22 protein-coding genes are annotated in these 26,602 nt (G+C 44.2%); 2 read left to right on the top strand and 20 right to left on the bottom strand.

What is annotated here, in order from left to right; translation table 11 throughout:
• Positions 1–7: 7 nt before the first annotated feature.
• From WMO75_RS06855 to WMO75_RS06805, 11 genes are all read right to left on the bottom strand, one after another.
• Positions 8–1,552 (bottom strand): peptidylprolyl isomerase, encoded by a 1,545-nt coding sequence (locus WMO75_RS06855; RefSeq protein ID WP_022215693.1) that lies wholly within the window; start codon positions 1,550–1,552, stop codon positions 8–10.
• Positions 1,553–1,677: 125 nt separating this feature from the next.
• Complete coding sequence (gene mfd, locus WMO75_RS06850; protein WP_349077830.1) at positions 1,678–4,998, bottom strand: transcription-repair coupling factor; 3,321 nt, start codon at positions 4,996–4,998, stop codon at positions 1,678–1,680.
• Positions 4,995–5,573 (bottom strand): aminoacyl-tRNA hydrolase, encoded by a 579-nt coding sequence (gene pth / locus WMO75_RS06845; RefSeq protein ID WP_022215691.1) that lies wholly within the window; start codon positions 5,571–5,573, stop codon positions 4,995–4,997. The genes mfd and pth overlap by 4 nt, the downstream gene beginning before the upstream one ends.
• A gap of 14 nt (positions 5,574–5,587) precedes the next feature.
• Positions 5,588–6,541, bottom strand: coding sequence for a TIGR03943 family putative permease subunit (locus WMO75_RS06840; protein WP_303218627.1), 954 nt, complete (start codon positions 6,539–6,541; stop codon positions 5,588–5,590).
• Positions 6,542–6,562: 21 nt separating this feature from the next.
• Positions 6,563–7,702 (bottom strand): CobW family GTP-binding protein, encoded by a 1,140-nt coding sequence (locus WMO75_RS06835; RefSeq protein WP_349077827.1) that lies wholly within the window; start codon positions 7,700–7,702, stop codon positions 6,563–6,565.
• A 155-nt stretch (positions 7,703–7,857) separates the two neighbouring features.
• Entirely contained in the window at positions 7,858–8,091 is a 234-nt protein-coding gene (locus tag WMO75_RS06830; protein WP_303217506.1) for a polya polymerase, read from the bottom strand.
• Positions 8,092–8,196: 105 nt separating this feature from the next.
• Entirely contained in the window at positions 8,197–10,083 is a 1,887-nt protein-coding gene (gene glgB / locus WMO75_RS06825) for a 1,4-alpha-glucan branching protein GlgB (protein WP_022215687.1), read from the bottom strand.
• 240 nt (positions 10,084–10,323) lie between these two features.
• A complete protein-coding gene (locus WMO75_RS06820; RefSeq protein ID WP_118252575.1) occupies positions 10,324–11,823 on the bottom strand; it encodes a polysaccharide deacetylase family protein in 1,500 nt (499 codons plus the stop codon).
• Positions 11,824–11,945: 122 nt separating this feature from the next.
• Positions 11,946–13,259, bottom strand: a complete 1,314-nt coding sequence (locus WMO75_RS06815) for a trigger factor (RefSeq protein WP_022215685.1) — start codon at positions 13,257–13,259, stop codon at positions 11,946–11,948.
• Positions 13,260–13,289: 30 nt separating this feature from the next.
• On the bottom strand, positions 13,290–14,690 hold the full coding sequence (locus WMO75_RS06810) for a polysaccharide deacetylase family protein (protein WP_349077824.1): 1,401 nt from the start codon (positions 14,688–14,690) through the stop codon (positions 13,290–13,292).
• A 28-nt stretch (positions 14,691–14,718) separates the two neighbouring features.
• On the bottom strand, positions 14,719–16,239 hold the full coding sequence (locus tag WMO75_RS06805; RefSeq protein WP_298090216.1) for a polysaccharide deacetylase family protein: 1,521 nt from the start codon (positions 16,237–16,239) through the stop codon (positions 14,719–14,721).
• A gap of 229 nt (positions 16,240–16,468) precedes the next feature.
• Between WMO75_RS06805 and WMO75_RS06800 the strand changes: the two genes are divergently transcribed.
• A complete protein-coding gene (locus WMO75_RS06800) occupies positions 16,469–16,918 on the top strand; it encodes a hypothetical protein (RefSeq protein ID WP_022215682.1) in 450 nt (149 codons plus the stop codon).
• Between the two features lie 56 nt (positions 16,919–16,974).
• Here WMO75_RS06800 and WMO75_RS06795 read toward each other — a convergent pair whose 3' ends face one another.
• The 9 genes from WMO75_RS06795 to WMO75_RS06755 form a co-directional block, all read right to left on the bottom strand.
• On the bottom strand, positions 16,975–17,421 hold the full coding sequence (locus WMO75_RS06795) for a YwiB family protein (protein ID WP_022215681.1): 447 nt from the start codon (positions 17,419–17,421) through the stop codon (positions 16,975–16,977).
• 14 nt (positions 17,422–17,435) lie between these two features.
• Positions 17,436–18,257 carry a glutamate racemase gene (murI, locus tag WMO75_RS06790; RefSeq protein ID WP_022215680.1) on the bottom strand — a complete coding sequence of 274 codons (822 nt, stop codon included), beginning with the start codon at positions 18,255–18,257 and terminating at the stop codon, positions 17,436–17,438.
• An 84-nt stretch (positions 18,258–18,341) separates the two neighbouring features.
• Positions 18,342–18,587 (bottom strand): hypothetical protein, encoded by a 246-nt coding sequence (locus WMO75_RS06785; RefSeq protein ID WP_118252578.1) that lies wholly within the window; start codon positions 18,585–18,587, stop codon positions 18,342–18,344.
• Between the two features lie 68 nt (positions 18,588–18,655).
• Positions 18,656–20,317, bottom strand: coding sequence for a GerAB/ArcD/ProY family transporter (locus WMO75_RS06780; protein WP_298090213.1), 1,662 nt, complete (start codon positions 20,315–20,317; stop codon positions 18,656–18,658).
• Positions 20,314–21,867 carry a spore germination protein gene (locus tag WMO75_RS06775; protein ID WP_118252580.1) on the bottom strand — a complete coding sequence of 518 codons (1,554 nt, stop codon included), beginning with the start codon at positions 21,865–21,867 and terminating at the stop codon, positions 20,314–20,316. The genes WMO75_RS06780 and WMO75_RS06775 overlap by 4 nt, the downstream gene beginning before the upstream one ends.
• A gap of 97 nt (positions 21,868–21,964) precedes the next feature.
• On the bottom strand, positions 21,965–22,645 hold the full coding sequence (locus WMO75_RS06770) for a GntR family transcriptional regulator (RefSeq protein WP_118699059.1): 681 nt from the start codon (positions 22,643–22,645) through the stop codon (positions 21,965–21,967).
• Between the two features lie 28 nt (positions 22,646–22,673).
• Entirely contained in the window at positions 22,674–23,537 is an 864-nt protein-coding gene (gene ispE, locus WMO75_RS06765; protein WP_118252581.1) for a 4-(cytidine 5'-diphospho)-2-C-methyl-D-erythritol kinase, read from the bottom strand.
• Positions 23,538–23,646: 109 nt separating this feature from the next.
• Positions 23,647–25,203, bottom strand: coding sequence for a DUF3794 and LysM peptidoglycan-binding domain-containing protein (locus WMO75_RS06760; RefSeq protein ID WP_022215674.1), 1,557 nt, complete (start codon positions 25,201–25,203; stop codon positions 23,647–23,649).
• 20 nt (positions 25,204–25,223) lie between these two features.
• On the bottom strand, positions 25,224–25,673 hold the full coding sequence (locus WMO75_RS06755) for a protease complex subunit PrcB family protein (protein ID WP_227222566.1): 450 nt from the start codon (positions 25,671–25,673) through the stop codon (positions 25,224–25,226).
• Between the two features lie 150 nt (positions 25,674–25,823).
• Between WMO75_RS06755 and WMO75_RS06750 the strand changes: the two genes are divergently transcribed.
• Positions 25,824–26,564, top strand: coding sequence for a lysophospholipid acyltransferase family protein (locus WMO75_RS06750; protein WP_022215672.1), 741 nt, complete (start codon positions 25,824–25,826; stop codon positions 26,562–26,564).
• Positions 26,565–26,602 lie beyond the last annotated feature (38 nt).

Here is a 26,602-nt window from a genome sequence, read left to right as displayed (position 1 = left end):
CGATTTTTTATTCGTAAATTCCATTCACAGTAACATCAAATACTGCTTCTTTTCCATTAAGCTCATCCACACCATAATCATCCGGGAAGGTTACGGTTACTTCTACTTCATCTCCTGGGTGAGCACCTACGAGCTGATCTTCAAAGTTATCAATATAGCTTCCAGAACCGATCACAAGGTCTGTTCCCTTTCCATCAGTGCTTCCACGATCGAATGCTGTACCATCGATCTTACCAACATAATCAATGTTTACAGTATCTCCGTCTTTGACTGTCAGAGATGTGTCTGTGCTGTAGGAAGGTGCTTCCGTAGCTTCTGGTGTTGTTGTAGCACTTGCTGCCTCAGTAGCTTCCGGTGTTGTTGTAGCACTTGCTGCCTCTGTAACTTCTGGAGTCTCAGTAGCGTCTGCCTCCGGTGTCTCTGTTACCTCAGTATCTTCTGTTGTATCAGCAGCTTCCTCGGTCGGCTCCGGTGTTGCGGTTGGCTGATTATATTTATGGTTATCTGTTACTTTGAGAGTCTTGAGAACTTTCTTCTCTTCTTTGATATCTGCATCTTCCATCCACTTGTCAGTAGTCTCTGTATACAGATCCTGCTCTCTTGTAGAAATGATAGACTCTTTCTTGGTCTCTGTTGCTTCTTCATCGTTTTTCTGATTCAGTTTTACAACATAGTATGCTGTATCTGTTTCGATCACGTCCGGAGCAACTTCTCCATCATCGAGTGTTCTGAGGACTTTGATCACTTCATCCGGATAAGTACTGCTGGATGTACTGCTGTCTTCCTCAGAATCCTCATTCTCGGAATCTTCATCATCACTGGTATCATTTGCATCAAAAGTACCTTCCAGTGAAGAATAAGAATCATCTACAGATTTGGCGATCTCATCGAAATCTCCCTCTGGATCCTTGGTCAGTTCATCCTGGATCTTCTGTGCATCTTCTTTCTTCTGCTTAATCTCATCATCGCTTAAATCTGCTGTGCTGATACTTACATAACTGAAAGAAGACTGCTGTGCTTCCTCATCAGAAACATCCTTGTCTACATCTGCAATGATCGGATCATGAATTCTCTGTTTGTATGTCTCAAGTTCCAGGAAGGTTTTGACCTGATCTTCTGTAACTGCCAGGTCTGCAATTGCCTCATCAGAGTTTGCTTCCATAAAGGAAGCGGCTGCTTCTTCGATTGCTTTCTCATCATCATCTGTCAGTTCTACATCATAATCAGCTGCTTTTTCTTTCATGATGTACATAAGTTCTACGTCTTCGAGGGCCTGTTCTACAAGCTGTTCACCATAGGTCTTGCCTTTCTCTGCTTCTGTATCCCAGATATCAAAATCAGAGCCGCCCATATAACTTCTGTACATAGCTTCTGTCTGCATCTGACCGTCTCTGACAGAAAGGCTTACAACGCCCAGCGGGATCTCTGTTCCATCTACTGTAGCAACCGTCTTGCTTCCGTCTAATTTCTTCTCACCGCATCCGGTAAGCATTCCTGCAGCCATAATGCCTGCCATAGCAACAACGGCTGTTTTTTTTGTCATTTCCTTCATATTTTCCTCCATGATTACCTGAATTCAATAGTATGAGTATAAACTTTTTTCCCCTTCAGGGCAAGGATTATCCATAAGAAACGCTGTTTTTTCACAAAATAGACACGTTTCGTTCCTGACTGACTTTACTCCTCCACCAGTTTCTCCAGTTCATTCAGAAAATCCGTAAGTGCTGTCAGAAGATTTCCGACCAGTGTCAGAATAAATTTCGGTTCCTGCTCATTCTTGAACTGAAGTCCGCGTCTGTATTTCTGCATCAGTTCCGGGAAGCCTGCCGGATTCAGTTTCGCACGCTCATACAAAGTGATCTTCAGATCTTTGCCCATCTGCTTGATCTCCGTCACATAGCTTCTGTGTGCAAGAGCTTTGATCCGGGCAATCGTCAGAAGGTTCAGCACTGCCTTCGGCGGCTCTCCAAATCGATCCAGAAGTTCCTCCAGCATATCATCATAATCCTGCGTTGTCTCAATCCCTGCTGTCCTCTTGTAGATGTCCAGTTTCTGGTACTCATTGCTGATATAGGTATCCGGAATAAAGGCATCCATATTCAGATCGATCGTTGTTTCAAAGTCCTCCATCGTGTGGATTCCCTTTGCCTCCTTGACCGCCTCACTGAGCATCTTGCAGTAGAGATCATATCCGACAGCATTCATATGTCCGTGCTGCTCCGCACCAAGAAGATTACCTGCACCACGAAGTTCCAGGTCCCTCATCGCGATCTTGAATCCACTTCCGAGGTCTGTATACTCACGGATCGCAGACAGTCGTTTCTCTGCTGTCTCTTTGAGCATCGTATTCCTTCGGTACATCAGAAATGCATATGCGGTACGGTTGGAACGTCCGATCCTTCCTCGAAGCTGATACAGCTGTGACAATCCATAACGGTCTGAGTCATGGATGATCATGGTATTTACATTTGAAATATCAAGCCCCGTCTCTATGATCGTTGTGGAAACAAGCACATCGATCTCACCATTGATAAACGCATACATAACCGCTTCCAGTTCTCTCTCACTCATCTGTCCATGCGCAAAATCAATCCGCGCATCCGGGATCAGTTTGGAAAGACGCGCCGCCACATCCGCAATATCATTGACTCTGTTGTATACATAATAAACCTGACCGCCCCTTCGGAGCTCTCGGTTGATTGCCTCACGGACAGTCTCTTCATCGTACTCCATAACATAAGTCTGGATCGGAACGCGGTCCATCGGCGGCTCCTCCAGAACACTCATGTCACGGATCCCTATCATACTCATATGAAGTGTTCGTGGAATCGGCGTTGCCGTCAGTGTCAGTACATCAACGTCTTTCTTGAGCTGCTTGATCTTTTCCTTATGGACAACGCCAAAACGCTGTTCCTCGTCAATGATCAGCAGACCAAGGTTTTTGAAAGTGACATCTTTTGACAGGACTCTGTGTGTTCCTACAATTATGTCAACCTGTCCTTTTTTGAGATCACTGATCGTCTTCTGCTGCTGAGAAGGTGTACGAAAACGGCACAGAAGATCCACACGTACCGGAAACTCATTCATACGCTGTACAAAGGTGTTATAGACCTGCTGTGCAAGAATGGTAGTAGGTACCAGGTAAACGACCTGCCGGCTCTCCTGCACGGCTTTAAACGCCGCACGAAGCGCAACCTCTGTCTTGCCATATCCAACGTCTCCGCACACAAGACGATCCATGATCTTGGTACTTTCCATATCTTTCTTGGTGTCCTCAATCGCAGCAAGCTGATCTTCAGTTTCCTCATACGGGAACATTTCTTCAAACTCTCTCTGCCATACAGTATCCGGACCGCATACATACCCTTCTTTTTCCTGGCGGACCGCATAAAGTTCCACCAGTTCTTTCGCGATATTCTGGACTGCACCTTTCACTCTGGATTTTGTCTTTTTCCATTCCTGACCGCCAAGACGGTTCAGCTTCGGCGGTTTTGCAGTCTCCGATCCCGCATATTTCTGAAGCGCATCAAGCTGTGTTGCAAGGATATACAGATTACTGCCGTTGCGGTATTCGATCTTGATATAATCTTTTGCAACTTTATCCACCGCAACCTTCTCAATACCACGGTAGATTCCCAGCCCATGTTTTTCATGAACTACAAAATCTCCAATCGAAAGTTCCGAGAAATCCTGAATACGTTTTCCATTGTATTCTTTCTTTTTCTTACGCTTCTTCTGCTCTTTTCCAAAAATGTCAGTTTCTGTGATAATCGCAAATTTGATAAACGGATATTCAAATCCCTTACGTGCATGACCATAAGCGACCATGATCTCGCCCGGTTCCAGCACACGGTCAAAATCCTGCCCGTAAAAAGCACTTAATCCCTCATCCTGCAGATCCTTCGCAAGACGCTCCGCTCTTGTCCTTGAACCGGAAAGAAGCACGATCTGATATCCCTGTTTCTTGTACTGTCGGAGATCTTTGACGAGAAGTTCAAAACTACTCTGATAAGAACTCATGGATTTGACTGTCAGGTTAAACTGCTCTGTAATCTTCCAGTCTGCCCTCTTTGGTTCCATCAGTGATACAGAAATGCAGTTTCGATTATTCAGCTTGTGATTCAGATCTTCCCATCTGCACATCCAGTTCTGGGAAATATTTTCTTCACCTTTCTGCTGACGGTTTTCACAGCTCTGACGAAATTCCTCTTCTACTGCTCTGGCATTTTCCTCCAGGCGGTTCGGCTCATCAAGAAAAACAAGACTGTTTTTTTCTGCAAAATAATCAAGAAAAGAAACGCCGCCCTTTTCTGCCGGCTGTTCTGTCGCCGGATAGATCATGATCTCGTCAAGATTTTCCAGGGAACGCTGGCTCTGTGAGTCAAACGTACGGATCGAGTCGATCTCATCTCCCCAGAGTTCGATCCTCCACGGATTTTCTTCGGTAAGGGAATAAATATCCACAATGCCGCCCCGGACAGAAAACTGTCCCGGCATTTCCACCTGACCTACACGCTCATAACCCATATGCACAAGCGCATCTTTGAGTTTATCCATATCCAGCGTACTGTCATTTCGAAAATGGATCAGCTGTTTTTCTATTTTGTCAAACGGCTGAAGATAATCCATACATCCGTCTATACTCGTGACAACAGTGATGTTTTCTTTCTGTTCCAGCAGAGCTTTGATCACACGCATTCTCTGGCGGATCAGAAGGTTTCCATGAATATCTGCCTGAAAAAAGAGCAGATCTTTCGCCGGATAGTAATATACATTCTTATCATAAAAACGATAATCCTCGTACAGTTCCTTCGCAGCTTTCTCATCTTCTGCCAAAATCAGGTGAGATGTAAAAAGCCCGGAAAGCCCATATATTAAATGAGCTTTCTGGGACTCCATACAACCACTTATCTCCAGTATTCCACGATTACTTTTTGCTTTTGTATAAATTGCTTCCATCTCTGCAAGATTTTGCAGAGGATGCAAAAATGTTTTCATACAACCCCCGGTTTCTTGTTGAATTCATTCATGGCGGCATCCGGGCCATCGGACAGGATCAGTTCCACTGCCTTGCATGCACGGTCCTGCGCCTCATCAACGAGTTTGCGGTCTTCACTTCCAAATCTTCCAAGAACATAATCCGCAAGATCCCAGCCCTGCGGCTTGGCACCTACACCGACTTTGATACGCACAAATTTCTGTGTACCGAGCTCCTGAATGATATTTTTGATTCCATTATGCCCTCCGGCACTTCCCTTCTTGCGGATACGAAGCTGGCCCGGATCCAGATCGATGTCATCATAGATCACGATCATCTCTGTTTCCGGGTCAATTTTGAAGTAGTTTGCCATCTCCCGGACCGGACCTCCGCTGAGATTCATATAGGACAGAGGTTTCATCAGGAGAGCAGGCTGCCCTCCGATGATCCCCTTGCCGTACATGGCATTAAACTTCACACCGCCCTGTGGGATCTGGTATTCTTCTACCAGTTTGTCAATCACATCAAATCCCATGTTGTGGCGTGTCGCTTCATACTGCCTTCCGGGATTTCCCAAACCTACGATCAAGTACATTCAAATTTCCTCGCTTAATTAAAGTAAACCATTTCATCTGCCAGTGGCTCGCAGATTTCTACATGATCTGCGTAGAGAACGACACCTTCTTCTCCCTGGTACTCGTTTCTCTTCTCTATAGCAACTTTTGCAGTGACTTCTATCCATGATCCCGGGGCCAGTTTCGGCGCATAAGCACTCTTGCATACATAGCCAAGGAATGTTGTGTCATCTGCACAGCAGGTCATTGCGGTACGTCCCGGAACAAAGAATTTGCTTCCCATTCCGCGCGGTTTCATGACTCTTGCTTTGAATTTGACGGTTTTTCCTTCGTAATTTTCCGGATGGTCCATTGCATCTACAAACCAGATACCATAATCTTCCGGCAGGATGTCAATGACCGGTGCATCCATATCGAATGGCATCTCATCCTGGAAAATATCTCCCATCTCGCCTTCTTCATCCTCAAAGATGACTTCTGCTCTCTGGTTCGCAACCTTGATCCCACGACGGTAAGTCGGCAGCGGATCGTCTTCTTTGCAGCGGTTGAAAATAACCATGTCAGTATTTTTTATCATGTCCATAAAAATGGATTTCATGTTTGCCATATACATCTGGAAAGTGCTGGCATCTACGCAGGTGATCTGCTGTTCTACGCCCCATCCTTCCGGAAGCTGCATTTTTTCGAAATTGCTTACCAGCCACATTCCATTATATTCGATGATAACACGTTCAGGCTGATGAAGGATACTCATTGCTACCAGTCTCTCAGTAGTGAATTCTTCTTCACTTTCGATGATCTCTACAACTGTATTATTTTTTTTGAGTGCAGCCTCATCGTATTCTTCTTCTCCTTCTTCGCAGAGGATCAGAAGGGTCTTTCCATCAATGTGGAAATAATCCTGCTGAAGAGTAAAATTCAGGAAAGAAGTCTTTCCACTTTCAAGGAAACCTGTCATTAAATAAATCGGCACTTTGATTTCTTCCATAGTCTGTATGATCCTCCGTTATTACAGGCCAAAAAGCTCAGCCAGTTTGTCCTCGTTGAGTTTGGAACCGATTACGCAGAGACGTCCTGTATATTCCGGTGCCCCGCTGCGGATCTCTGTTTCTTCCGGAACCATATCAAAGTAGATCCATGTTCCGTCTTCTGCCGGAAGCATTCCTTTCGCACGAAGGATGATTCCATATTCTTCTGTCTCAGACAGTGTCTCAAGGATCTTTTCAAGATTTTCTCTTGTGTATTTCTTAATTGTCTCACGGCCCCAGCTTGTGAAAACTTCGTCTGCATGATGATGGTGATGATGGTCATGTCCGCAGCCGCATTCTTCATGGTCGTGATCGTGATGATGATCGTGGTCATGATCATGTCCGCAGCCACACTCTTCATGGTCATGGTCGTGATGATGGTGCTCATGTTCCTCATGATCGTGGTCATGATGATGTTCATGCTCCTCGTGATCATGGTCATGATGGTGATGTCCATGCTCGTGAACATGTCCGCATTCCGGGCAAACTTCTTCTTCCATCATTTCCTGCTCCAGAGATACCGGATGTTCCATAACTTCCAGGATCTTTGCACCTTCCAGTTTCTCGATCGGTGTGGTGATGATTGCTGCCTTCGGGTTGATCTCACGAAGAAGCTCCATTGCAGCCTGTGCTTTTGCTTCATCTACGATATCGGTACGGCTCATGATGATCGCACCTGCATATTCAACCTGGTTATTGAAAAATTCACCAAAGTTTCTCATATACATTTTGCATTTCTTTGCATCTACAACAGTTGTGTAGCTGTTAAGAACCAGTCCTGTCTCTTCTGCAACACCCTGAACTGCTTTGATAACATCTGACAGTTTGCCGACACCTGATGGCTCGATCAGGATTCTATCCGGATGATATTTGCTGATAACTTCCTTAAGGGATGCACCAAAATCGCCAACCAGTGAGCAGCAGATACAGCCGGAGTTCATCTCACGGATCTCAATTCCTGCTTCTTTAAGGAATCCACCGTCAATACCGATTTCACCAAATTCGTTCTCGATCAGTACAACCTGCTCACCTTTGAAAGCATCTTTGAGAAGTTTTTTGATCAGTGTTGTTTTACCGGCTCCAAGGAAACCGGAGATAATATCAATTTTTGTTCTTTCCATGATATATGCATGTCCTTTCTTATTTCGATTGTTTCATTAAGCTAACTCATAACGTAGCTTGACCAGGAAGTGCATGCACCCCCTGGTTAAATTTACCTTTTAATATGGTAATGGGGACATGAACCAGTCACGCCCCCACTGCATTTATTGTCTGATCAGCCGTTGATCATGAAGTTCAGAAGTTTATCAATGTCTTCTTTCTCGTAAGCAACGATCTCAAGTTCCGGGATCTCTCCGCCTGAGAAGATGTTTGCCAGAGATACATACTGGGATAATTTGGATTTGAGGTTCAGTCTGTCTCCCTCACCTGTTACAAGTTCTACTCTACCTGCGCAGCTATCTACTACTTCGAAAAATTTCTCAACGTCTTTAATATTGGATACTTTCATCTTAGTTCTCCTTTCGAGATCTTATTATCAATTCCTATTTACTTTGTAATTCGCGCTCAGTATAAACCATATTTCCTGAAATTGCAAGACCTTTTACAACAAAATTTAGTATGTAAAAACAGCAATTCCATATGCAGGAAGCGGATATGCAAAAGAGAATTCTCTGTGGTCGCACTCCTGTGCTTCTGCCTTGAATACCTTCGGTTTGTCCAGAAGTCCATGCTCATCCATGATAAGTTTGTACTGTTTTTTCTTCGGAACGCCAACACGATAATCCGGACGTTCTACCGGTGTATAGTTTACTACAAACAGGAGGTTATTTCTCTTGGTTGGTGATTTACGAACCAGGCTGAAAATGCTTCTGTCTGCATCGTCTGCATTGATCCATTCAAATCCTTCTGGATCATTGTCACCTGCATACAGTGCAGGATATTTCTTATACATATGAAACAATGTCTTGACAAAATTCTGGAGATCCTTGTGGTTGTCCTCTTTAAGAAGATACCAGTCAAGTTCTCTCTCCTCACTCCACTCACGAAGCTGTCCGAAGTCCTGACCCATAAACAGAAGTTTCTTGCCCGGATGGAAGATCATAAACGCATATGCTGCCTTAAGGTTCTTGAATTTGTCATCCGGATATCCCGGCATCTTGTTCAGCATGGAACACTTAAGATGTACGACCTCATCATGTGAAATGACAAGTACATATCTCTCACTGTATGCATATGTCATTGAGAAAGTCATCTTATTGTGATCGCCCTTACGGAAATATGGATCCAGTTTCATGTATTCCAGGAAATCATTCATCCAGCCCATGTTCCATTTCAGTGAGAATCCAAGACCATTGTCCTCTGCTTTACCTGTAACCTGCGGCCATGCGGTAGACTCCTCTGCGATCATAACCGTACCGTGGTTTCTTCCAAGTACAACGGTATTCAGATGTTTGAAGAATTCTATTGCTTCAAGGTTCTTGTTATCACCGTACTTATTGGCAACCCACTCGCCATCTTTCTTGCCATAATCCAGATAGAGCATAGATGCAACTGCATCTACACGGAGGCCGTCTACATGGCATTCCTCGATCCAGTACAGTGCGTTGGCGATCAGGAAGTTCTTGACTTCCGGACGTCCGTAATTGTAGATCTTGGTTCCCCAGTCAGGATGCTCACCCTGTCTCGGGTCTTCATGCTCATAGACAGCAGTTCCATCGAAATTGGCAAGTCCATGTGCATCCTTCGGGAAATGAGCCGGAACCCAGTCGAGTATAACACCGATCTTGTTTCTGTGCAGGTAATCCACCATATATTTGAAATCCTGTGCAGTACCATACCTGGAAGTCGGTGCATAATATCCTGTTACCTGATATCCCCAGGATCCGTCAAATGGATGCTCTGCAATTCCCATAAGTTCTACATGAGTATATCCCATCTCTTTGACATAGGCCGCCAGTTCATGTGCAAATTCACGGTAATTATAAAATCCCGGATCATCCTCATTCTCTGCCGGATGTTTCTTCCAGGAACCCGGATGTACTTCATAGATTGCCATCGGTTCACGTTTCTCGTCAAATTCCGGACGCTTCTTCATCCAGGTGGTATCTTTCCATTTGTAATCCGTAATGTCTGTAATTCTTGATGCCGTTCCCGGTCTGAGTTCTGCTTCATTTGCGTATGGATCTGCCTTATAAAGTTCTTCTCCATGATATCCGACAATAAAGAATTTGTACAGATCTCCAACTTTGGCACCCGGAACAAAGATCTCATATACTCCGATCTCACCGACTCTGTTCATTGGATTTGCCTGATTATCCCAGTTATTAAAATCACCGATTACAGAAACATATCTTGCATTCGGTGCCCAGACTGCAAAATAGACACCCTTCTTGCGATGCTGTGTGGTAGGATGAGCTCCTAATTTCTTATAGATGTCGTAATGAGTTCCCTGCCCGAACAGATACTGATCCAGTTCTGTAAACTGCATTTTCTCTCCCATCCAGAAATTCCTCCCTTAATTCAAAATTGAGCAGGCTGAAAATATAGAGTCCTGTCTGTGCAGTATATGATTATCGGTAATCTGCACATTTTACTCCTCTTATTCAAGCCGATTTATAGACATATTATACCAATCCAGACTGTTTACGTCAATTAAAAGTATGTCCTGTTACTACAATCTCCCTACAAAAAATGAGGGCAGAACTGTTATTTCTGTTCTGTCCTCATTTGTATTTCTTATTTAGTATGTATCGTACGAATCGTCGCCGGAATCCTCATCATAGTAGTCTCCGGAATCATCGTATCCAGAGTCTCCACTGTCTCCCGAGTCATCATAACTGGAGCTGTCATCGCCAGAGTCATAATCTTCTGAATCACTTCCATCTCCTGAAGAGCCGTCTCCGCCGGAATCCCCAGAACTGCTGTCACTGCTGCCATCAGAAGAATCTCCATCGGAAGAACTTCCGTCACTGACATCAGTACTGTCTGTAGAACTGTCGTCTGTAGATTCAGTGTCCGCAGAACTCTCAGATCCATCTGATGCATCGCTTCCATCTGTAGAATCCGTATTACCGTTATATCCCGGAACCGTTCCTGCCTGAAGCTGGCTGTCCCAGAACTGTGAGTATGTCGTATTCTGTAATGTTACATTCTTGGCTGCTGCCAGTTCACTGACTGTCATCAGTTTATAGCCCTGTGAAACCAGATCCGGTATCAGTTTCAATGCTGCCTGAACGGAAGGTTCATGAATATCATGCATCAGTACGATTGTACCATCTGTCAGATCGCCATTCATAACGGCATCATAATCTGCTGTTGCATCCATCAGCTTCCAGTCTTCTGTATCAAGAGACCACATGAAGAACGGCTTCTGTACTGCATCATAGATATCCTGATTGGCTGCTCCATAAGGTGCCCTGGCTACCGTTGCTGCCTGTCCGCAGGCCTGTACAAGTGCATCGTCTGTCTTCTGGAATTCTGTGACAACATCATCAATCGACATATTTGTTAAAGTCTGACTTGGATGATCCCAGGTATGGTTACCGATCTCACATCCAAGATCGACCATCCTCTGTACGGTTGATTCCCAGGAACCTACATTCTGTCCTACCATGAAGAATGTCGCATGTGCATTATTCGCTTCCAGACAATCCAAAAGTTCATCTGTATATTCTCCAGGACCATCATCAAAGGTAAGTGCAATTCGTGGTTTATGTGTATTTGGATCATATGTACCGTCATCATTGAAGTAATAATCATCAAATCCAACGCTTATCCATCCTGTCTGAATGTAACCATTCTCATCAAAATAATAGGTGGAACCATCTATTTCCTGCATACCTCCGGCAAAATAAGTGCCATCTGCATTCTGATACCATTTACCATTTTCATTTTCATTCCATCCAATAGACATCTGCGATGCCTTTGCCAGATCATTCTTGAGTGGATATCTTGCCGCTGAATTGACTGCTGATGTCGTCGTTGTATCCGCCGTGCTGTCTGTTCCGTCTGAAACTGTATCGGAATTCACATTCGTCTGATCAGTTTCTGCCTGAACCTGTGCCGGTTTATCAACACTCTTTCCACCGATTCTGTTGACAACGGGGATCAGAATTCCCCTTATAACAAATATAACTACGAGAATGACTGCAATGACATATGCGCCCAGGCGCATCATCTTACGTCTTCTCATCTGTTGCTGCTTTTTGCGTATTCGTTCACGCAATACTTTCTTATCCATGATTTCCACCTGCTGTATTTTATATCTCTGGCGTTACTGTTGCCTGTACTTCAGAAACGCATTCATTTTATTATCATAACGCATTTATTATGGAAATACAATTGTCTTTTCTTATTTATTCATTACTCTTCTACTGTATTGTCCTCAATTGACTCTTCTGACATATTCTCTTCCGTTTCATCCTGTGTTTCCTCACTTCCATCATATTCAGTGAGGTCTGAACCGGTATCTTCTGCTTCAGTATATGCATCTTCGTTTTCAATAGAATCCTCTGCACTTCCTGTCTTTTCGTTGACAGTAGACTGGTCTACAATAAATTTCTCCACACGAAGAAGTGCCAGTGATTCATTTACTTCATCCTCTCCATATGTTTCAATCAGCTCATCAATGCTTGCCACTCCATAGTCCAGAATCAGGTTATTCTTTAATTCTTCTGTCTCTGCATCACTCAGACTCAGTCCCTCAGCATCAATGATTCCCTGAACGATCAGATTCTGTTCAACTTTGGATTCTGCATAATTTTTGCATTCTTCATTAAATTCATCTTCTGTCAGATCCCATGTTTCCAGCAGATCACTCAGTTCCATTCCATTGTCTTTTGCAGTCTGTTCATTGAGTGCTTTATAGCTTTCTTCTGCTTTTTTGACATCTTCTTCCGGGTATTTCTTAATCTCAGATGTATCAAGTACCTCAGACCATGCTGTTGCATACAATTCATTATCTGCTGTCGTGGATGCCTGTTTTTCCAGTTCCTCTCTTACAGATTTCTTATAGTCATCTACAGTTTTGTAATCTGTATTGGAAGCAACCCATTCATCTGTCAGTTCAGATGCTCTTGTAAATTTCTGAAGAGTCACCTTAAAAACAGCTTCCTTACCGGAAAGAGAATCATCCTCGCTGTAACCTTCCGGTAAAGTAAGAGTCAGTTCTTTGGTTTCTCCCTTTTTCATTCCAACCAGACCATCTTCAAAACCATCGATTCCCATATCTCCTTCACCGACAACAAGTTCATAGTCATCGGCAGAACTTCCGTCAAACTCTTTACCGTCTACAGTACCTGTAAAATTAATGGTCACAATATCTCCATATTCAACAGTTCCATCTGTAACCTCTGTTCCCTTGTCCTGTAATTCATAGTTGATTTCTGCATCCACATCATCATCTGTTACTGCCTGTGTATAACGATCCAGTGTAAGTCCTTTGTAATCTCCAATTGTAACATAATCAGAAACATCTTTTACCGAAATAATTCTTGTCTCTTCCTTCTTGGAATCAGAAGTCTTGGAATCTGTCTTGTCCGTATCAGAATTGTCAGAAGCCGTTTCTGTTTTGGCGGTAGTCTTATCAGTCTTATCAGAACTGTCCTTGCTTCCACACGCAGTAAGAGATACCGCCATACAAGTTACTAACATTGCTGCTACTACTTTTTTCTTCATGAAAAATCTCCTTTCAAATCTGGTTATTATTTACATTTCCGGAACCGGAGTCGGCCGGGAAGAATCCCATACATCAGAAACATTAAAAAGGTCACTGAGCATATCCGGGTTATAGTACATTCTATATCCATCCAGGTTTCTTCTTCCCTGGCGGAAATACTGATCTGTGATCTGAACAAAATACTGACTGGAATCTACGTTGCAGAAATAATTGTATCCCGCGCTCTTGTAATACTGGAACTTCGGATTATCAGAAGAATATCCCTCCCAGTCACCAATATCCGCGCCAAACGCAAAGATGACCATATCTGTATCACCAAGGATCGGAGCCACATAAGCTTTCCATTTCTTATCATCAGTCTCAAGATCCTCTGCGGAACGCTCTGTTGCATTCATGTGTCCCCAGGTATGGCTCGCAAATTCCCATCCCTCTGCTTTCATGGCATCTGCTACCTTCGTTGCATCCTTAACATCCTGGTCATAATCAAAATCAGGATTGTCATCCAGGAATTTCTTCTGGTCATCCTGAAGATTTTCTTTGGTCTTGTAGGCTATATCAGTTCTGTATCCCAGTACTCCGTTATAACCTGTCATCGCAAGGATTCCCTTGCGTCCATGATAGGAAAAATCCGGATGTTCTTTGATAAAAGAATCCAACAGCGGAACAAGATCATAATCTCCTACCAGAACATTTCCATCTGCATCAATGTATTCTGTTTTTACATCTCCATTTTCATCGAGTACAAGTTTGGATGCACATCCATCATCATCCATATAATGATAATAGCTGACATCGTCCTGAGAAAGCACAAACGGGATCTTGCCCTCCGGCACCATGATCTTGCCGCGGCTCATCGTACCATCCTTGTTCACTGTTGCCATGTCATGCGGGCTTACCAGAACATAGCCCTTATCATACATGATCTGAATGATCTTATTGAACTCACTGACAGTCGTCATAACCTGATTGTAGTTTCCGGATTTGGAATCTCCGTCAAAAGCCCTGGAAGTGTCCTCGATCAGTGTGTGAAAAAATACATGTGTGATCTGTTCCAGTGGATACTCTACAAGTGAAGACTTTGCAATCTGGCACTTGGCTGCCAGGTCCATATAGTCCTTGTTTTTCGTAAAATCTTTCTGACCCTTCAGAAGTTTGATCGCCTCATCGTAATTATACTGTTCGTACATGATCGTTGCCTGATCGAGAACTGTCTGATCCTTACTGGATTTCTCAGAATCAGTGTCCTCTGTGTCTCCGGCATCTGCCTCACTGCTGTCTGTCTCTGCTTCATCCTGAGAAGCAGTCTGGTAAGTTTTTACTGTTTTGGTTTCTTTTTCTGCTATATGATTCAAAAGCGGCAGAATATAACTGCCGCTCAGAAGTATCGAAGCTGACAAAATACATGTAAGTATCACAGCTCTTTTCTTCATAGTTAGTAACTCCTTCTTTCTTATTTGTTTAACCCATCGGTGGAACCGGAGTCGGTCTGCTTGGATCAAAAACATCTTTTGCATTGAACAGGTCTTCCAGAAGATCCGGATTATAGTACATACGATATCCGTCCAGATTTCGTCTTCCCTGACGGAAATAGCGATCCCGGATCTGCACAAAATATTTGCTGGAATCTACATTACAATAATAATTATATCCGACACTCTTGAGATATTCAAATTTATCACCGGAATAGTCCTCCTGAGTGGTCAGATCCGTACCAAATGCAAAAATAATAATATCCGTTCCTCCGATCAGGGGATCCACATTATCCTTGAACTTCTGTGTATCTGCCTGAAGCTGTTCCAGAGAAATCTGTCCGATGTTTTGATGACCCCAGGTATGACTGGCAAACAACCATCCATCCTCTTTCATAGCATCAGCAACTTTCTTTGCTTCTTCCCGTTCTTTGTCCAGACTGAAATCCGGGTGTGCATCCAGCCATTCAACTTTGTTATCATCCAGATCTGCCGGACGTGTTTCATAGCTGATATCTGTTCGATATCCCAGAATTCCATTATATCCGGTCAATGCAACGATTCCCTTGGCTCCTCTGTAAGAAAAATCAGGATGTTCTTCTACGAAACGATCGATCAATGGAACCATATCATAGTCACCTACTGATACACTTCCATCATCCTCAATATATTCATTTCGAATCTTGCCTTCATCATCTACAACCAGTTTGGAGGCAAATCCATCACCATCCATATAATGGTAATAACAGACATCATCCTGAGAAAGTACAAACGGGATCTTACCTTCCGGAAGAAGGATCTCTCCCGGTGACATGGTTCCATCCTCATTTACAGTAGCCATGTCCTTGATGCTTACCATCACATACCCCTTATCATACATGGTCTGTGTGATCTTGTTGAATTCATCGATCGTGGTCATGACCTGATTATAATCTGCTTCCTTGTAATCACCGTCAAAAGCTTTGCTCGGATCTTTGATAAGAATGTGATAAAAAACATGTGTCACTTCTTCCAGTGGCCATGATTTACAGGAAGCTTTGGCCTCTTCGTATTTCTTAACGGCACTCTGCATATCTGAATCGCTGCTATATGATGTATCTGCCTTAAGAAGCTCTATCGCACCGTCATAATCATACTGTGTCGCTTTAAGTTCAGCAGCTTTGAGTGTATCTTTCGGTGAACTTTTGCTGCTGGCGGTTTCCTGCTCTGTCTTGTCTCCCCCGGAAGCATCTGCCGTCGTTTCTTTATCTGTGCCGCTGGCTGACGGCTTCGACGAAGAAAAATGTCCTGCAATTCCACGGACTGCCGCAGTTATAATAACTACTGCTGCCAACGCCATAACTATCAGGATCATCCTTCTCTGACGCTGCCGTTTCCTCTGCAGCGCCCGTCTCCTGCGCCGGCGTTCCCGAATCCGCTCTTCCTCGGTCAGATCTTCTTTTCTTACAGAATCAGTCGTTCTTTCCCTGTATTGGCGCCTGTTCCGACTTTTACCATTATCCTTCTCCATACTAACTCCTTAGTCTTTTTTTTCTGTAATCCCCAGTATACCCGGGATTTCTGTATTTATCCCTGTCTTTAGATTTCGCTCTTTTCATTATACCTGTTTAACTATATAATTTCCACCGTTTTCCTTTTTCTTCACGGAATTTTCGTGAATTTATTTGCCTTTTGTAATAAATAATGATAGAATATATTTCGCATAAATATTTGTAATATACACACTGAGGAGGGTATCTATGAGTACACTTAGCATCGTCCTTCTTGTTATCTTGGTCATTCTGATCATTGCCCTGGTTGCACTTTATTTCTTCGGAAAGAAAGCTCAGAAGAAGCAAGAAGAACAGCAGGCACAGATTGAAGCTGCAAAACAGACTGTTTCCATGCTGATCATCGATAAGAAACGACTTCCACTCAAAGAATCCGGTCTGCCGCAGATGGTCATTGACCAGGCTCCTAAGCTGATGCGCCGTTCCAAACTGCCGATCGTTAAGGCTAAGGTTGGTCCGAAGATCTCCATACTGATCGCAGATGAGAAGGTTTTTGACCTGATCCCTGTCAAAAAAGAAGTAAAAGCCGAAGTAAGCGGTTTATACATCGTTGGAGTTAAAGGAATCCGTGGTTCTCTTGAAGCACCGGCACCTAAGAAAAAGGGATTTTTCAAAAGAATGTTCAGCAAAGACAAATAAGATCGAAAGACAATGCCCGTAAAGTATTTCAGCTTTACGGGCATTTTAATTTGATTTTATAAAACAAAATCCGCGGAATCCTTGGACTGTGCCTGTACGGTCAGATAACAGTCAGCGACATGCTCTTCGTTCATATCCAGAGCATAATCCACCTTCATCTGAATGCCGTCTTCACTCTCCTTGAGTTCCAGTCCTGTCGCTGAGATTCCCATCTGCAGCGTACCATATGGCGTATTGTAAAAAGTCTTGTTTTTCTTGCCTTCCTCAAAAACCATATGTACATTTACCTGTCCCTGCTTGCGGACTTCTACTCCGTTCGGTGACATCTTGATATAATTTACTGTAGTCTCTGCGGTATCATCCAGCATTTCTTCGTAACGGAGATAATGACTTCCGTTTCGGAAATAATACTGTCCCGGAACTACGATCTCGATCGGCTCCTGTGCATCATCTGTTTCCATCATCTGGAGCCCGCGTACATGTATCAGTACATCTTTATTCATATGTTTACTCCTCTTTAATACTTCTCTATGTCGATCTTCTTTGCCATTGAAACATCATATGGCAAGATAGAATTTGCAAAATCCTTAAACTCATCTGCCAGGTCACTGACATAAAAACGATACGGAAAATCCTCTTCACCTGTTCCACTGCTGGAAATATCCATCTCTGCAAGAAGTGCCTTCAGCTGTAAGGCTGTCTCGTATGCCGGATTAACCAGTCGCACGCCCTCACCCATGACTTCTCTGATCGTAGAACGGATCAGCGGATAATGTGTACAGCCGAGGATCAGTGTGTCAATTTCTTTATCCTTCAGTTCCTGAAGGTATCTGGACACAATCTCCGTAGTTACAGGATCATGAAGCCATCCTTCCTCGACCAGCGGAACAAACAACGGACATGCCTTGCCTATCACTGTGATCTCCGGATCAAGCTGTTTAAGATACGCCTCATGAATACCGCTTCCGACAGTTCCAAGCGTTCCGATCACGCCGACTCGCTTATTGCGTGTCTCCTTTGCAGCAACCTTGGCTCCTGCTTCGATCACTCCAAGTACAGGGATATCCAGTTCATCCTTCACTGCATCCAGGGCAAATGCACTTGCCGTGTTGCAGGCGATCACGATTGCCTTGACCTGCTGCTCCTCCAGAAAATGAATGATCTGTCTGGAATAGCGGATGACTGTATCCTTGGATTTACTTCCATAAGGAACTCTCGCCGTATCGCCAAAATAAACGATCTTCTCCGATGGAAGATTTCTCATGATCTCCCTGGCTACGGTAAGACCGCCTACTCCGGAATCAAATACACCGATCGGTGCATCTCTGTCTATTTTCATAAATCTATTTCTCCAGTCCTTTATGTTCTGTTTGCTATGTAAGACTCAGAAAAAGCCACAGCCTCTCTGAATCGTTCTTTAATCTTACCACCTCTCCAGGGCTTTCGCAAGCCAGAAGGAAAGCTTTGGCGGCTGTTTTACAGTATTTTCATAATTAGCGCTGTTCTGTGATCCTCTCTCAAAGCAAAACTGTGGATACAGGGTTCCCCACCACGCCATAATACTGCAATCCTCGACATTTTTCGTGCCTCCGAACAAAAGTGTTACTGCCAGCATGCCTGTCATCACAGACAACAGAAGTCTTTTTTTCCAGTTCCTTAACCAGTCCATTTGGGTACCTCCGAATCTATGAAAATAAAATCGTCTTCTGTCTGGAGTATGGACGTTTTTCTGCAAATTTATTCCAGATATACCTGAATTTCTCCATTCTGCAGGATGATCTCAGGAATTCCTGGTAACGTGCCATTCTCATACCACTGATGATATACCTGGCGCAGCGTAGTACCGTTTTTCTCCTGATCCGGAATCCTGTTTTCAAGAAGTCCCGGCAGGTATTCCCCTATCGAGGTTCCTTCCTTGTTCCAGTCCATAAGCTCTGTCAGATTTTCTGTCCGGAATACATATACATTTTCACCGATCAGCGGTTCTTTTTCCAGATAAGATAACAGTTCACTCCATCTGTCTGACTGTGTCAGATCATTCTTAAGGATCAGCACCTGCAGATGTCCCATGTCCAGATATTTTTCCTGTGAACGGTCATATATTTTTTCTATCGTTTCAAAATCCACACCTGTTATCGCCAGTGCAGAATTTCCTGTCTCTTCTTTTTCCTGTCCTTCTGCACTTGGAAGTTCCGGCAGTCCATAAATAAATTTCCACCCATTTTCCGACTGCTCTACGCCGAGTGCAAGTGGATACATTCTCTTTTCCGGTTCAATTCCCGCACATCCGCTCAGTGTCAACGCGCAGATCAGCAAAACAACTGTAGTCGTTTTTCTTATTTTCTTTTTCTGTCCATGAAAAAGGATCGCCATCTGTATGAGCAGAAGTCCCGGGACAAAAATACTTCTCAGATAGTTTCTGTAGAATATCACCACATCCATACCTGGTACTTCCACCAATGACAATCCGAAGATCAGAATTGCCAGCCAGTATTTCGCCGTTCCCAGATGGCATTTCTCCGTGATCTGATAGCCATAGTAAAAAAGACTTCCCATTGCAAACAACAATCCATACAGAAGAAATCCCATCCAGAGAACATCAAATCTCGCAAGGACATTTCCCGGAAGATCTGCCCCTGCAAGAAGAGGCAGGATTGGATATGTTTCTGTAAGAAGCCGTCTCCACCCAAATACTGCCGGCAATAAAATAAGAACTCCTGCAAAGATTCCACCTACAGTGAGGACAGACGCTATGATCGTCTTGCCTGCACTTCCCCGCTTCTCTACATCACGCATGATAAACGGCAGAAGTCCGATCCCGGAAAATCCACACAGAAAAAGATAACTGCTCTGAATGACTCCACTCCCGCTCACTCGCTCTGTTTCAAACATCTCCTGAAGATAATCAACACGTGTCTGTCCAAGGCACAGTACCATCATCAAAAGGATTCCAACCAAAAGCAAACCTCCGGAAACTTCTGCCATCCGTCCCCGTCTCTGGATTCCTCGTTCTGTTCCCACACTGCATATAACGACTACCAGAAAAGAGATCCAGCCCGCCGGCACTCCCAGGATCAGCCACCTTGGCACGATCTGCTCCAGTATCTTCAAGATATAAACTGCCGTCAGGATAATATACGCCAGAAAAAAGAGTCCTGCTATCCGTCCCCAGAACCTTCCAAAAAAACGTACCATATCCGAATATCCGCTGGTCACTCTCAAAAGCACAAAAACATAAATGACCAGCAGGATCACTGCCGCCAGAGCACCTGCGATTCCCGTCATTCCCTGAATCCCGTTTTTCCCAGGAAGACAGATCAGGAAAGGAGCCAGAAACGTCAGGATCATCTGGCGATAAAGCTGTCTGTGCGAAATCCTGTTATTCTCCGCAAATTTCATGAGTCTTTCTCCTCCTGTTCCTGAACTTTCCGGGAATCTTCCCGGCGGCTTTCTCCGGAATCATCGGAATCATTTTTCCGCAGACGGATTTTCTGTTCCCATCTTGCATAGAGCGGCCTCTGCCATCTCTTCCTGAACGGGATCCGCAGGATTCCTTCGCCAGCATCGCGGCAGGGTTCTTTTTTTATAAACGGAAGAAGGTACGGCATGCCGCAACTCAGAAGCCCGGAGAGATGTGCCACTGTCAGATAGATCCCCAGAACGATTCCAAAGATTCCAAGATATCCACCCAGAAACAGAAATACATATTTCAAAAGTCGGAATGCTGCGGCAAACTCTTCCTCCGGGATCACCATCGATCCCAGTGCGGTCAATGCAACGATCATAACAACGATAGGACTGACCAGATTTGCACTGACTGCCGCCTGACCAATGATCAGGCCTCCCACGATTCCGATCGCATTCCCCAATGCCCCGGGGACCCGCACTCCTGCCTCCCGGATCAGTTCAAACGAGAGTTCCAGAAAGATCAGTTCGACCACGCTGGAAAAAGGTACTCCCTCCCGTGCTTTTGCAAAAGACAGGATCAGATTTGCCGGAAGTATCTGTGTGTGAAAGCGGATCACTGCAAGGTAAAGCCCCGGGAGCAGTGTCGCCACAAGCAGTGCAAGATAACGAAGTGCCCGCAGAAACGATGCCATTTCAAAATGATGAAACCAGTCCTCGCTGCTCTCCATAAAGCCATTAAAGGAACTTGGAAGGATCAGTGCGGACGGAGAATTGTCACAGAGCACCACGATCTTTCCATTCAGGATCTCCATCGCCGCCCGGTCGGGACGTTCCGTTGTCTGATACTGTGGAAACGGTGAATACCATGTTCTGTCTGTAAGCTGTTCAAGCATTCCACTGTCAAAGATTCCATCTATCCTGTATTCATCCAGACTGGTTTTGATATTCTCCAGAAGATCTTCCTGAACGAGATCTTCCATGTAGAGAAGCTGCAGGACTGTCTTTGATCGGACACCTGTTGTTTTTTCCTCGACCTTCATTCTGCTGTTCCGGATCCGCTTTCTGACCAGTGCGGAGTTTGTTTTTACAGAATCCGAAAATCCTTCTTTGGAACCGCGCAGGACTTTTTCTGATTTCGCTTCGGAAACTCCCATGTCCGGGTATCCCTTGCTGGATATTTTCATCGCCTTGTCATATCCGTCTATAAAAAAAACTGCATTTCCTGCAAGAACTGCTGACAGGACTTCTTCCATATCCGCCAGTTTCTGCACATCTGCGATCCCCAGACTGTTGTTCCGCATAAATTCCTGTATCTGCCCCGGTGAGATCTCCCAGAAATGATTGATCATCTTGCCCAGTGCAGAATCATCCAGCATCATATTTGAAACTGCCACTTCGATATAGACCATCAGACAGTCTATTTTGCTTTCGCTTCCCAGACGCATGGGGCGGATCAGGATATCTGCACAGTTCTCGAATTTTTCTCTGATGTAGGATTCATTTTTTCTCAGTTCACTGTGGATTTTGGTCTTTTGATCCATTGCATCCTCCTGTTGTAATCGTAATCCATAAAAAAAAGAGATACACACAATATGTATCTCTTTTAGAATAACCGGATTATACAATTTTATTTACAGTTCAGCGATTTTTTGTTTCTTCCCTGATAGAGCGGATGATCGCCTCTCTCTGGTTCTCGATATGCTGATAAGAAATCTCCTTGGCTTTCTTGAGGTCACGATTCTTGATCGCCTCGTAGATCTCCTCATGTTCCTTAACAAGAAGGTTTCTTGTTTCTTCATCCTTGAGATATTCCACACGATATCTGTAGATCTGCTCACGAAGATTATTCAGTACCTGATTCAGTCTGCGGTTGTCGGAAGATTTGTAGATCACTTCATGAAAAGCTACATCGGCTTCTGCCAGCTTAACAAGATTTCCCTCTGCCATCGTATCCTCAAAGTTCTTGGCTGCTTTCCAGAGATCATCAAGCTGCTCCTCGGTCATGCGCGCGCATGCATTCTCGATCGACAGATTTTCAAGTGCCATACGGACTTCCAGTACATCATTCAGATCCTTCTCTGTAATGTTCGCCACCTGTGCACCGCGGCGCGGGATCATCACGACCAGACCTTCCAGTTCCAGCTTACGCATCGCCTCACGAACAGGAGTCCTGCTGACTCCAAGTTTCTCCGCCAGCGCGATCTCCATCAGTCGTTCTCCGGGTTTCAGCTCACCCTTCAGAATCGCTTTACGCAGTGTGTTAAATACCACATCTCTTAACGGCAGATATTCATTCATATCAACAGAAAAATCATTCATCTTAAGTACCTCCTGTAAAAAATTCCCCTCAGTCTTTGCGGTTAAAAACTTCTGTAGCAAATACTGTCTTGGCCAGATGACTGCTTCGCAGAACCCTGGCTGCTGCTTTCATCTTGTTCTTATCATCAAAAATACCAAAGACAGTCGGACCGCTTCCGCTCATCATTGCCTTGAGTGCACCATGTGCCTCCATGAGATCCTTGATCTCCTGGATCACCGGATATTTGCCGATGATCCCCGGTTCAAATACATTTCCCATTCGGGAAACCATAGTATAAAGATCTCCATTCTCAATATCAGAGATCATACCATCAATATCAGGATGTGCTCCCATATTCTGAAGATCCAGATTTTCATAAGCCAGTTTCGTAGAAACATTGACCGCCGGTTTGCCAACCAGAATATAACATTTCGGAAGCTGCGGAAGTCTGGTCAGTTTCTCACCGATTCCCTCAGCCAGTGCTGTTCCACGCATAATGCAGTACGGCACATCTGCCCCGATCTGCACAGCACGCTCCATGAGTTCCTGCTCACTTAAGCCAAGATGAAACATCTTGTTTACACCGACAAACGCTGCCGCTGCATCGGAACTTCCGCCTGCCATACCTGCTGCCACCGGAATGGACTTGGTAAGCTTCATGGAAATTCCCTCCTGGATATCAAATTCATCCATGAGAAGTTTCGCTGCCTTATATACCAGATTTCTCTCATCTGACGGAACATAAAGAAGATTCGTAGTCAATGTGATCCCCGGTGAAGATTTCCGCCGGATATCCAGAAGATCATACATCTGGATCGTCTGCATCAGCATACGAACTTCATGGTAACCATCGTCTCTTTTACCCAGGATATCCAGTCCCAGATTAATTTTCGCCATTGCTCGCAAACGCATAAATATCCCCTCTGTCCTTTGTGATTTTGTTTCTTTTTTCATTTCTTTTGTACTTTGTATACAATATGATTGTATCTATTTTAAATGATTTTTTTCAGGATTTCAAGTATCAGCTTTCAACTTTTTTTACCAATAAAAGCGGCTGTCCCAGGGTCAGCTGATCATTTTCGAGACTGTTCATGGAAATGATCTCCTCCATAGTCGTATAGAATTTTTTTGCGATGTCCCAGAGTGTATCTCCCTGCTTCACCATATATACCGTAATTCCCGGCATACTTCGGATCTTTTCTGTATCGAGTGGCTGTTCTTCCACACTTTCAATGATCTTTTCCTCTATGCACTGGATCACAAGAACATTCAGGCTCACCGCCGCTCTGACTTCAATCTCGTTACTGTCGACCATGCTTGTCGAAAGCTGTTCCAGATCCGTATGGAAATAGTAGACGCTGTCCTCTGTGATCCCCCTTGCCTCCACCACATGACTGAACGGCATCATCACTTCCATGGAATAGAACGGCATGTCGTCATTCCCCACGATATAGAGAACTTTCATCTGAACTATCCCGTCTACCTGGATCCCATCTTTGACAATTTTTGTTTTATCTATTTTTACTTTTCCCTGGCTGTGGCAAATCTGGAGGATTTTCCCCTGTGTCTCCTTGATCTCAATCCGATCAGACACGCGGCATTTGGAAAAATTCCTCACCAGAAGACTTTCCAGAACTTCATTTTTGCATTTTGGGATGCACTGACGAAACGGAGTATAGACATCCATAAGTATTTCATGGTCTTCTTCCCTGTAAAGACGGATATCCAACTCCAGTACGATATCTGTTACAAAGATGCGTTCCTCTCCGTCGGAATCCGGTTTCACCTCCACGCTCTGATTGATGACCGAAGCTTCCAGATTTGGAACCATGTCAAAAGTACATCCGCTGCATTCCACTTCTCCGGTAAATGGTATAGAATGCTCCAGCCACTGCAGGGTACCGTCCTCATCATCCCCTTTATACAAAGCAAACAAAAAAAGTTCTCCTTTGGCTTTTACTACATTTTCTTCCGGTCTTAAGTCCAGTCCTCTGACTTCAAGCGTATACCAGAGAAGCTCTGCGATATTCGGTTTATTGGATACCAGTTCTACTTCTTCTTTGAGCCGCAGGGTGTCTTTTTTATGTATGGCAAGACTGAGAAGACGCATCTGTTTTTTCTGCACAGAAACTGTTTCATCATCCAGTGAAACCGGCAGACGGATTCCTGAGAGTTCATCTACAACTGCATAAAAAGTCACTACTGCTTTGATGTTCAGTTTTCTTGAATGGATCAGGTGCAGGCTCAGATCCTCTATTTCCCACCGAAGACACATCTTATCGCCACTTACGATCCCCTCAAGGTTCATCGTCTCTTCCACCGGCAGTTTGGCTGAGAGACTGTAAACTTTGCCCTCTTCTTCTCCTACATAGAGAAGATCCACCTGCAGGCTTCCTTTCAGAAAAGCATGACCGTCGCTTAATCGGACTTCTTCTACCGAAACATCGCCCTTGTTCTGGACCATCCGTCCGATATCCGGTTTTACATCCGGCACATTATAATCCACATCAAAAGTCACCTGGCTGGTCGCTCTGCTCTTTGTCCGCAGCACCTGAATATCTTCTTTTCTTAATTCCATCGCTGACCGCTCCTCTCATACTATTCAAACACAACAGGTTCTTCTCTGTAATCGGTCTTTACTGCAATATACGGATAAGATGGCGCTCCGCTCTGATTTTCTTTCTCCGGTCCGATCAGTCTCGTTTTGAAAAAAATCGTCGTAGACGAAGCCGAAAGTTCAGCCACCTGAATACTGTATCCTCCGCTCATCTGCTTTCCATATCCCCGGATCAGATACAGGGTATCTCCCTTCTGATAAGTCATCTGAAAATCGTCCGCTTTCTTTTCCTGAATCAGTTCCTGTGCACTCTGCGGAAGTTCTGCTGTATCCACCACCGTATATTCAAGAGGTGTCCTCTCCCCTTCCTCTATCTTTACCAGGCTGCATCCTCCTGCACTCAGCAAAAAAGCCAGCAATATGCACCAGACAACCGTCATATATCGTTTTGACCGATTTTGTCTGATTCCTGCAGACAGTGGTATCTGCATAGGCACAATTCTCCTGTCCGCTCTTTTTCAATATGTATTCTATGCCAAAACCAAAAGATTTATTGCAACTATTTCAAATATCCCTTATACTGATAGCAGAGTTTCGAACACGCGAAACCCATGCAAATTTAACAGAAAGAGGAATTCGTTATGATTCGTTTTATCATTGTTGCCATTACGGTCATCGGGTTTTTGATCCTTTCCATTCCGATTCTTCTGATCGAATGGATCATCGGAAAATTTTCACCAAGGACCAAGGAAATCAGTTCTCTTCGAATTGTCCAGGGAGTATTTAAATTCATTCTCTGGGAAGCCGGAACCAAAGTTACGATCATCGGCGAAGAAAATGTTCCCAAGGATACTCCGGTTCTCTACATTGGCAATCACAGAAGTTATTTTGACATCGTGCTTACTTACAGCCGCTGTCCGATCCGTACCGGCTACATTGCCAAGAAAGAAATGGAGCGTTATCCGCTTCTTTCCAACTGGATGAAATATCTTCACTGTCTGTTTCTTGACCGTAAGGATATCAAACAGGGACTCAAGACCATCCTCGCAGCCATCGACAAGATCAAATCCGGCATTTCCATCTGTATCTTCCCTGAAGGTACACGTAACAAGAATGCAGATGACCTGGAGCTTCTTCCTTTCCACGACGGAAGCTTCAAGATTGCTTCCAAGACAGGCTGTGCGATCATTCCAATGGCACTTAACAACACCGTAGAAATCTTTGAGGCACATATGCCAAAGATCAAATCAACTCATGTCGTTTTGGAATACGGTAAACCAATCTATGTCAAGGACCTTCCGAAAGAAGATCAGAAACATCTCGGTGCATACACTCAGAACATCATTCACGATATGCTCGAAAAAAATAAACCTCTGGTATGATCCAGGGGTTTATTTTTGTGATTTTATATTTTTTTTAA

The sequence above is a fragment of the Blautia intestinihominis genome (genome assembly GCF_040096655.1).
Lineage (GTDB): Bacteria > Bacillota > Clostridia > Lachnospirales > Lachnospiraceae > Blautia_A > Blautia_A intestinihominis.
Note: the sequence above shows the minus strand (reverse complement) of the source record. Positions and strands in the feature narration are given on the sequence as shown.

Bases quoted from the DNA above. Each gene is read 5' to 3' on its own strand.
- WMO75_RS06855 (WP_022215693.1), bottom strand. From the start codon at position 1,552: ATGAAGGAAATGACAAAAAAAACAGCCGTTGTTGCTATGGCAGGCATT.
- mfd (WP_349077830.1), bottom strand. From the start codon at position 4,998: ATGAAAACATTTTTGCATCCTCTGCAAAATCTTGCAGAGATGGAAGCA.
- pth (WP_022215691.1), bottom strand. From the start codon at position 5,573: ATGTACTTGATCGTAGGTTTGGGAAATCCCGGAAGGCAGTATGAAGCG.
- WMO75_RS06840 (WP_303218627.1), bottom strand. From the start codon at position 6,541: ATGGAAGAAATCAAAGTGCCGATTTATTTAATGACAGGTTTCCTTGAA.
- WMO75_RS06835 (WP_349077827.1), bottom strand. From the start codon at position 7,702: ATGGAAAGAACAAAAATTGATATTATCTCCGGTTTCCTTGGAGCCGGT.
- WMO75_RS06830 (WP_303217506.1), bottom strand. From the start codon at position 8,091: ATGAAAGTATCCAATATTAAAGACGTTGAGAAATTTTTCGAAGTAGTA.
- glgB (WP_022215687.1), bottom strand. From the start codon at position 10,083: ATGGGAGAGAAAATGCAGTTTACAGAACTGGATCAGTATCTGTTCGGG.
- WMO75_RS06820 (WP_118252575.1), bottom strand. From the start codon at position 11,823: ATGGATAAGAAAGTATTGCGTGAACGAATACGCAAAAAGCAGCAACAG.
- WMO75_RS06815 (WP_022215685.1), bottom strand. From the start codon at position 13,259: ATGAAGAAAAAAGTAGTAGCAGCAATGTTAGTAACTTGTATGGCGGTA.
- WMO75_RS06810 (WP_349077824.1), bottom strand. From the start codon at position 14,690: ATGAAGAAAAGAGCTGTGATACTTACATGTATTTTGTCAGCTTCGATA.
- WMO75_RS06805 (WP_298090216.1), bottom strand. From the start codon at position 16,239: ATGGAGAAGGATAATGGTAAAAGTCGGAACAGGCGCCAATACAGGGAA.
- WMO75_RS06800 (WP_022215682.1), top strand. From the start codon at position 16,469: ATGAGTACACTTAGCATCGTCCTTCTTGTTATCTTGGTCATTCTGATC.
- WMO75_RS06795 (WP_022215681.1), bottom strand. From the start codon at position 17,421: ATGAATAAAGATGTACTGATACATGTACGCGGGCTCCAGATGATGGAA.
- murI (WP_022215680.1), bottom strand. From the start codon at position 18,257: ATGAAAATAGACAGAGATGCACCGATCGGTGTATTTGATTCCGGAGTA.
- WMO75_RS06785 (WP_118252578.1), bottom strand. From the start codon at position 18,587: ATGGACTGGTTAAGGAACTGGAAAAAAAGACTTCTGTTGTCTGTGATG.
- WMO75_RS06780 (WP_298090213.1), bottom strand. From the start codon at position 20,317: ATGAAATTTGCGGAGAATAACAGGATTTCGCACAGACAGCTTTATCGC.
- WMO75_RS06775 (WP_118252580.1), bottom strand. From the start codon at position 21,867: ATGGATCAAAAGACCAAAATCCACAGTGAACTGAGAAAAAATGAATCC.
- WMO75_RS06770 (WP_118699059.1), bottom strand. From the start codon at position 22,645: ATGAATGATTTTTCTGTTGATATGAATGAATATCTGCCGTTAAGAGAT.
- ispE (WP_118252581.1), bottom strand. From the start codon at position 23,537: ATGCGTTTGCGAGCAATGGCGAAAATTAATCTGGGACTGGATATCCTG.
- WMO75_RS06760 (WP_022215674.1), bottom strand. From the start codon at position 25,203: ATGGAATTAAGAAAAGAAGATATTCAGGTGCTGCGGACAAAGAGCAGA.
- WMO75_RS06755 (WP_227222566.1), bottom strand. From the start codon at position 25,673: ATGCAGATACCACTGTCTGCAGGAATCAGACAAAATCGGTCAAAACGA.
- WMO75_RS06750 (WP_022215672.1), top strand. From the start codon at position 25,824: ATGATTCGTTTTATCATTGTTGCCATTACGGTCATCGGGTTTTTGATC.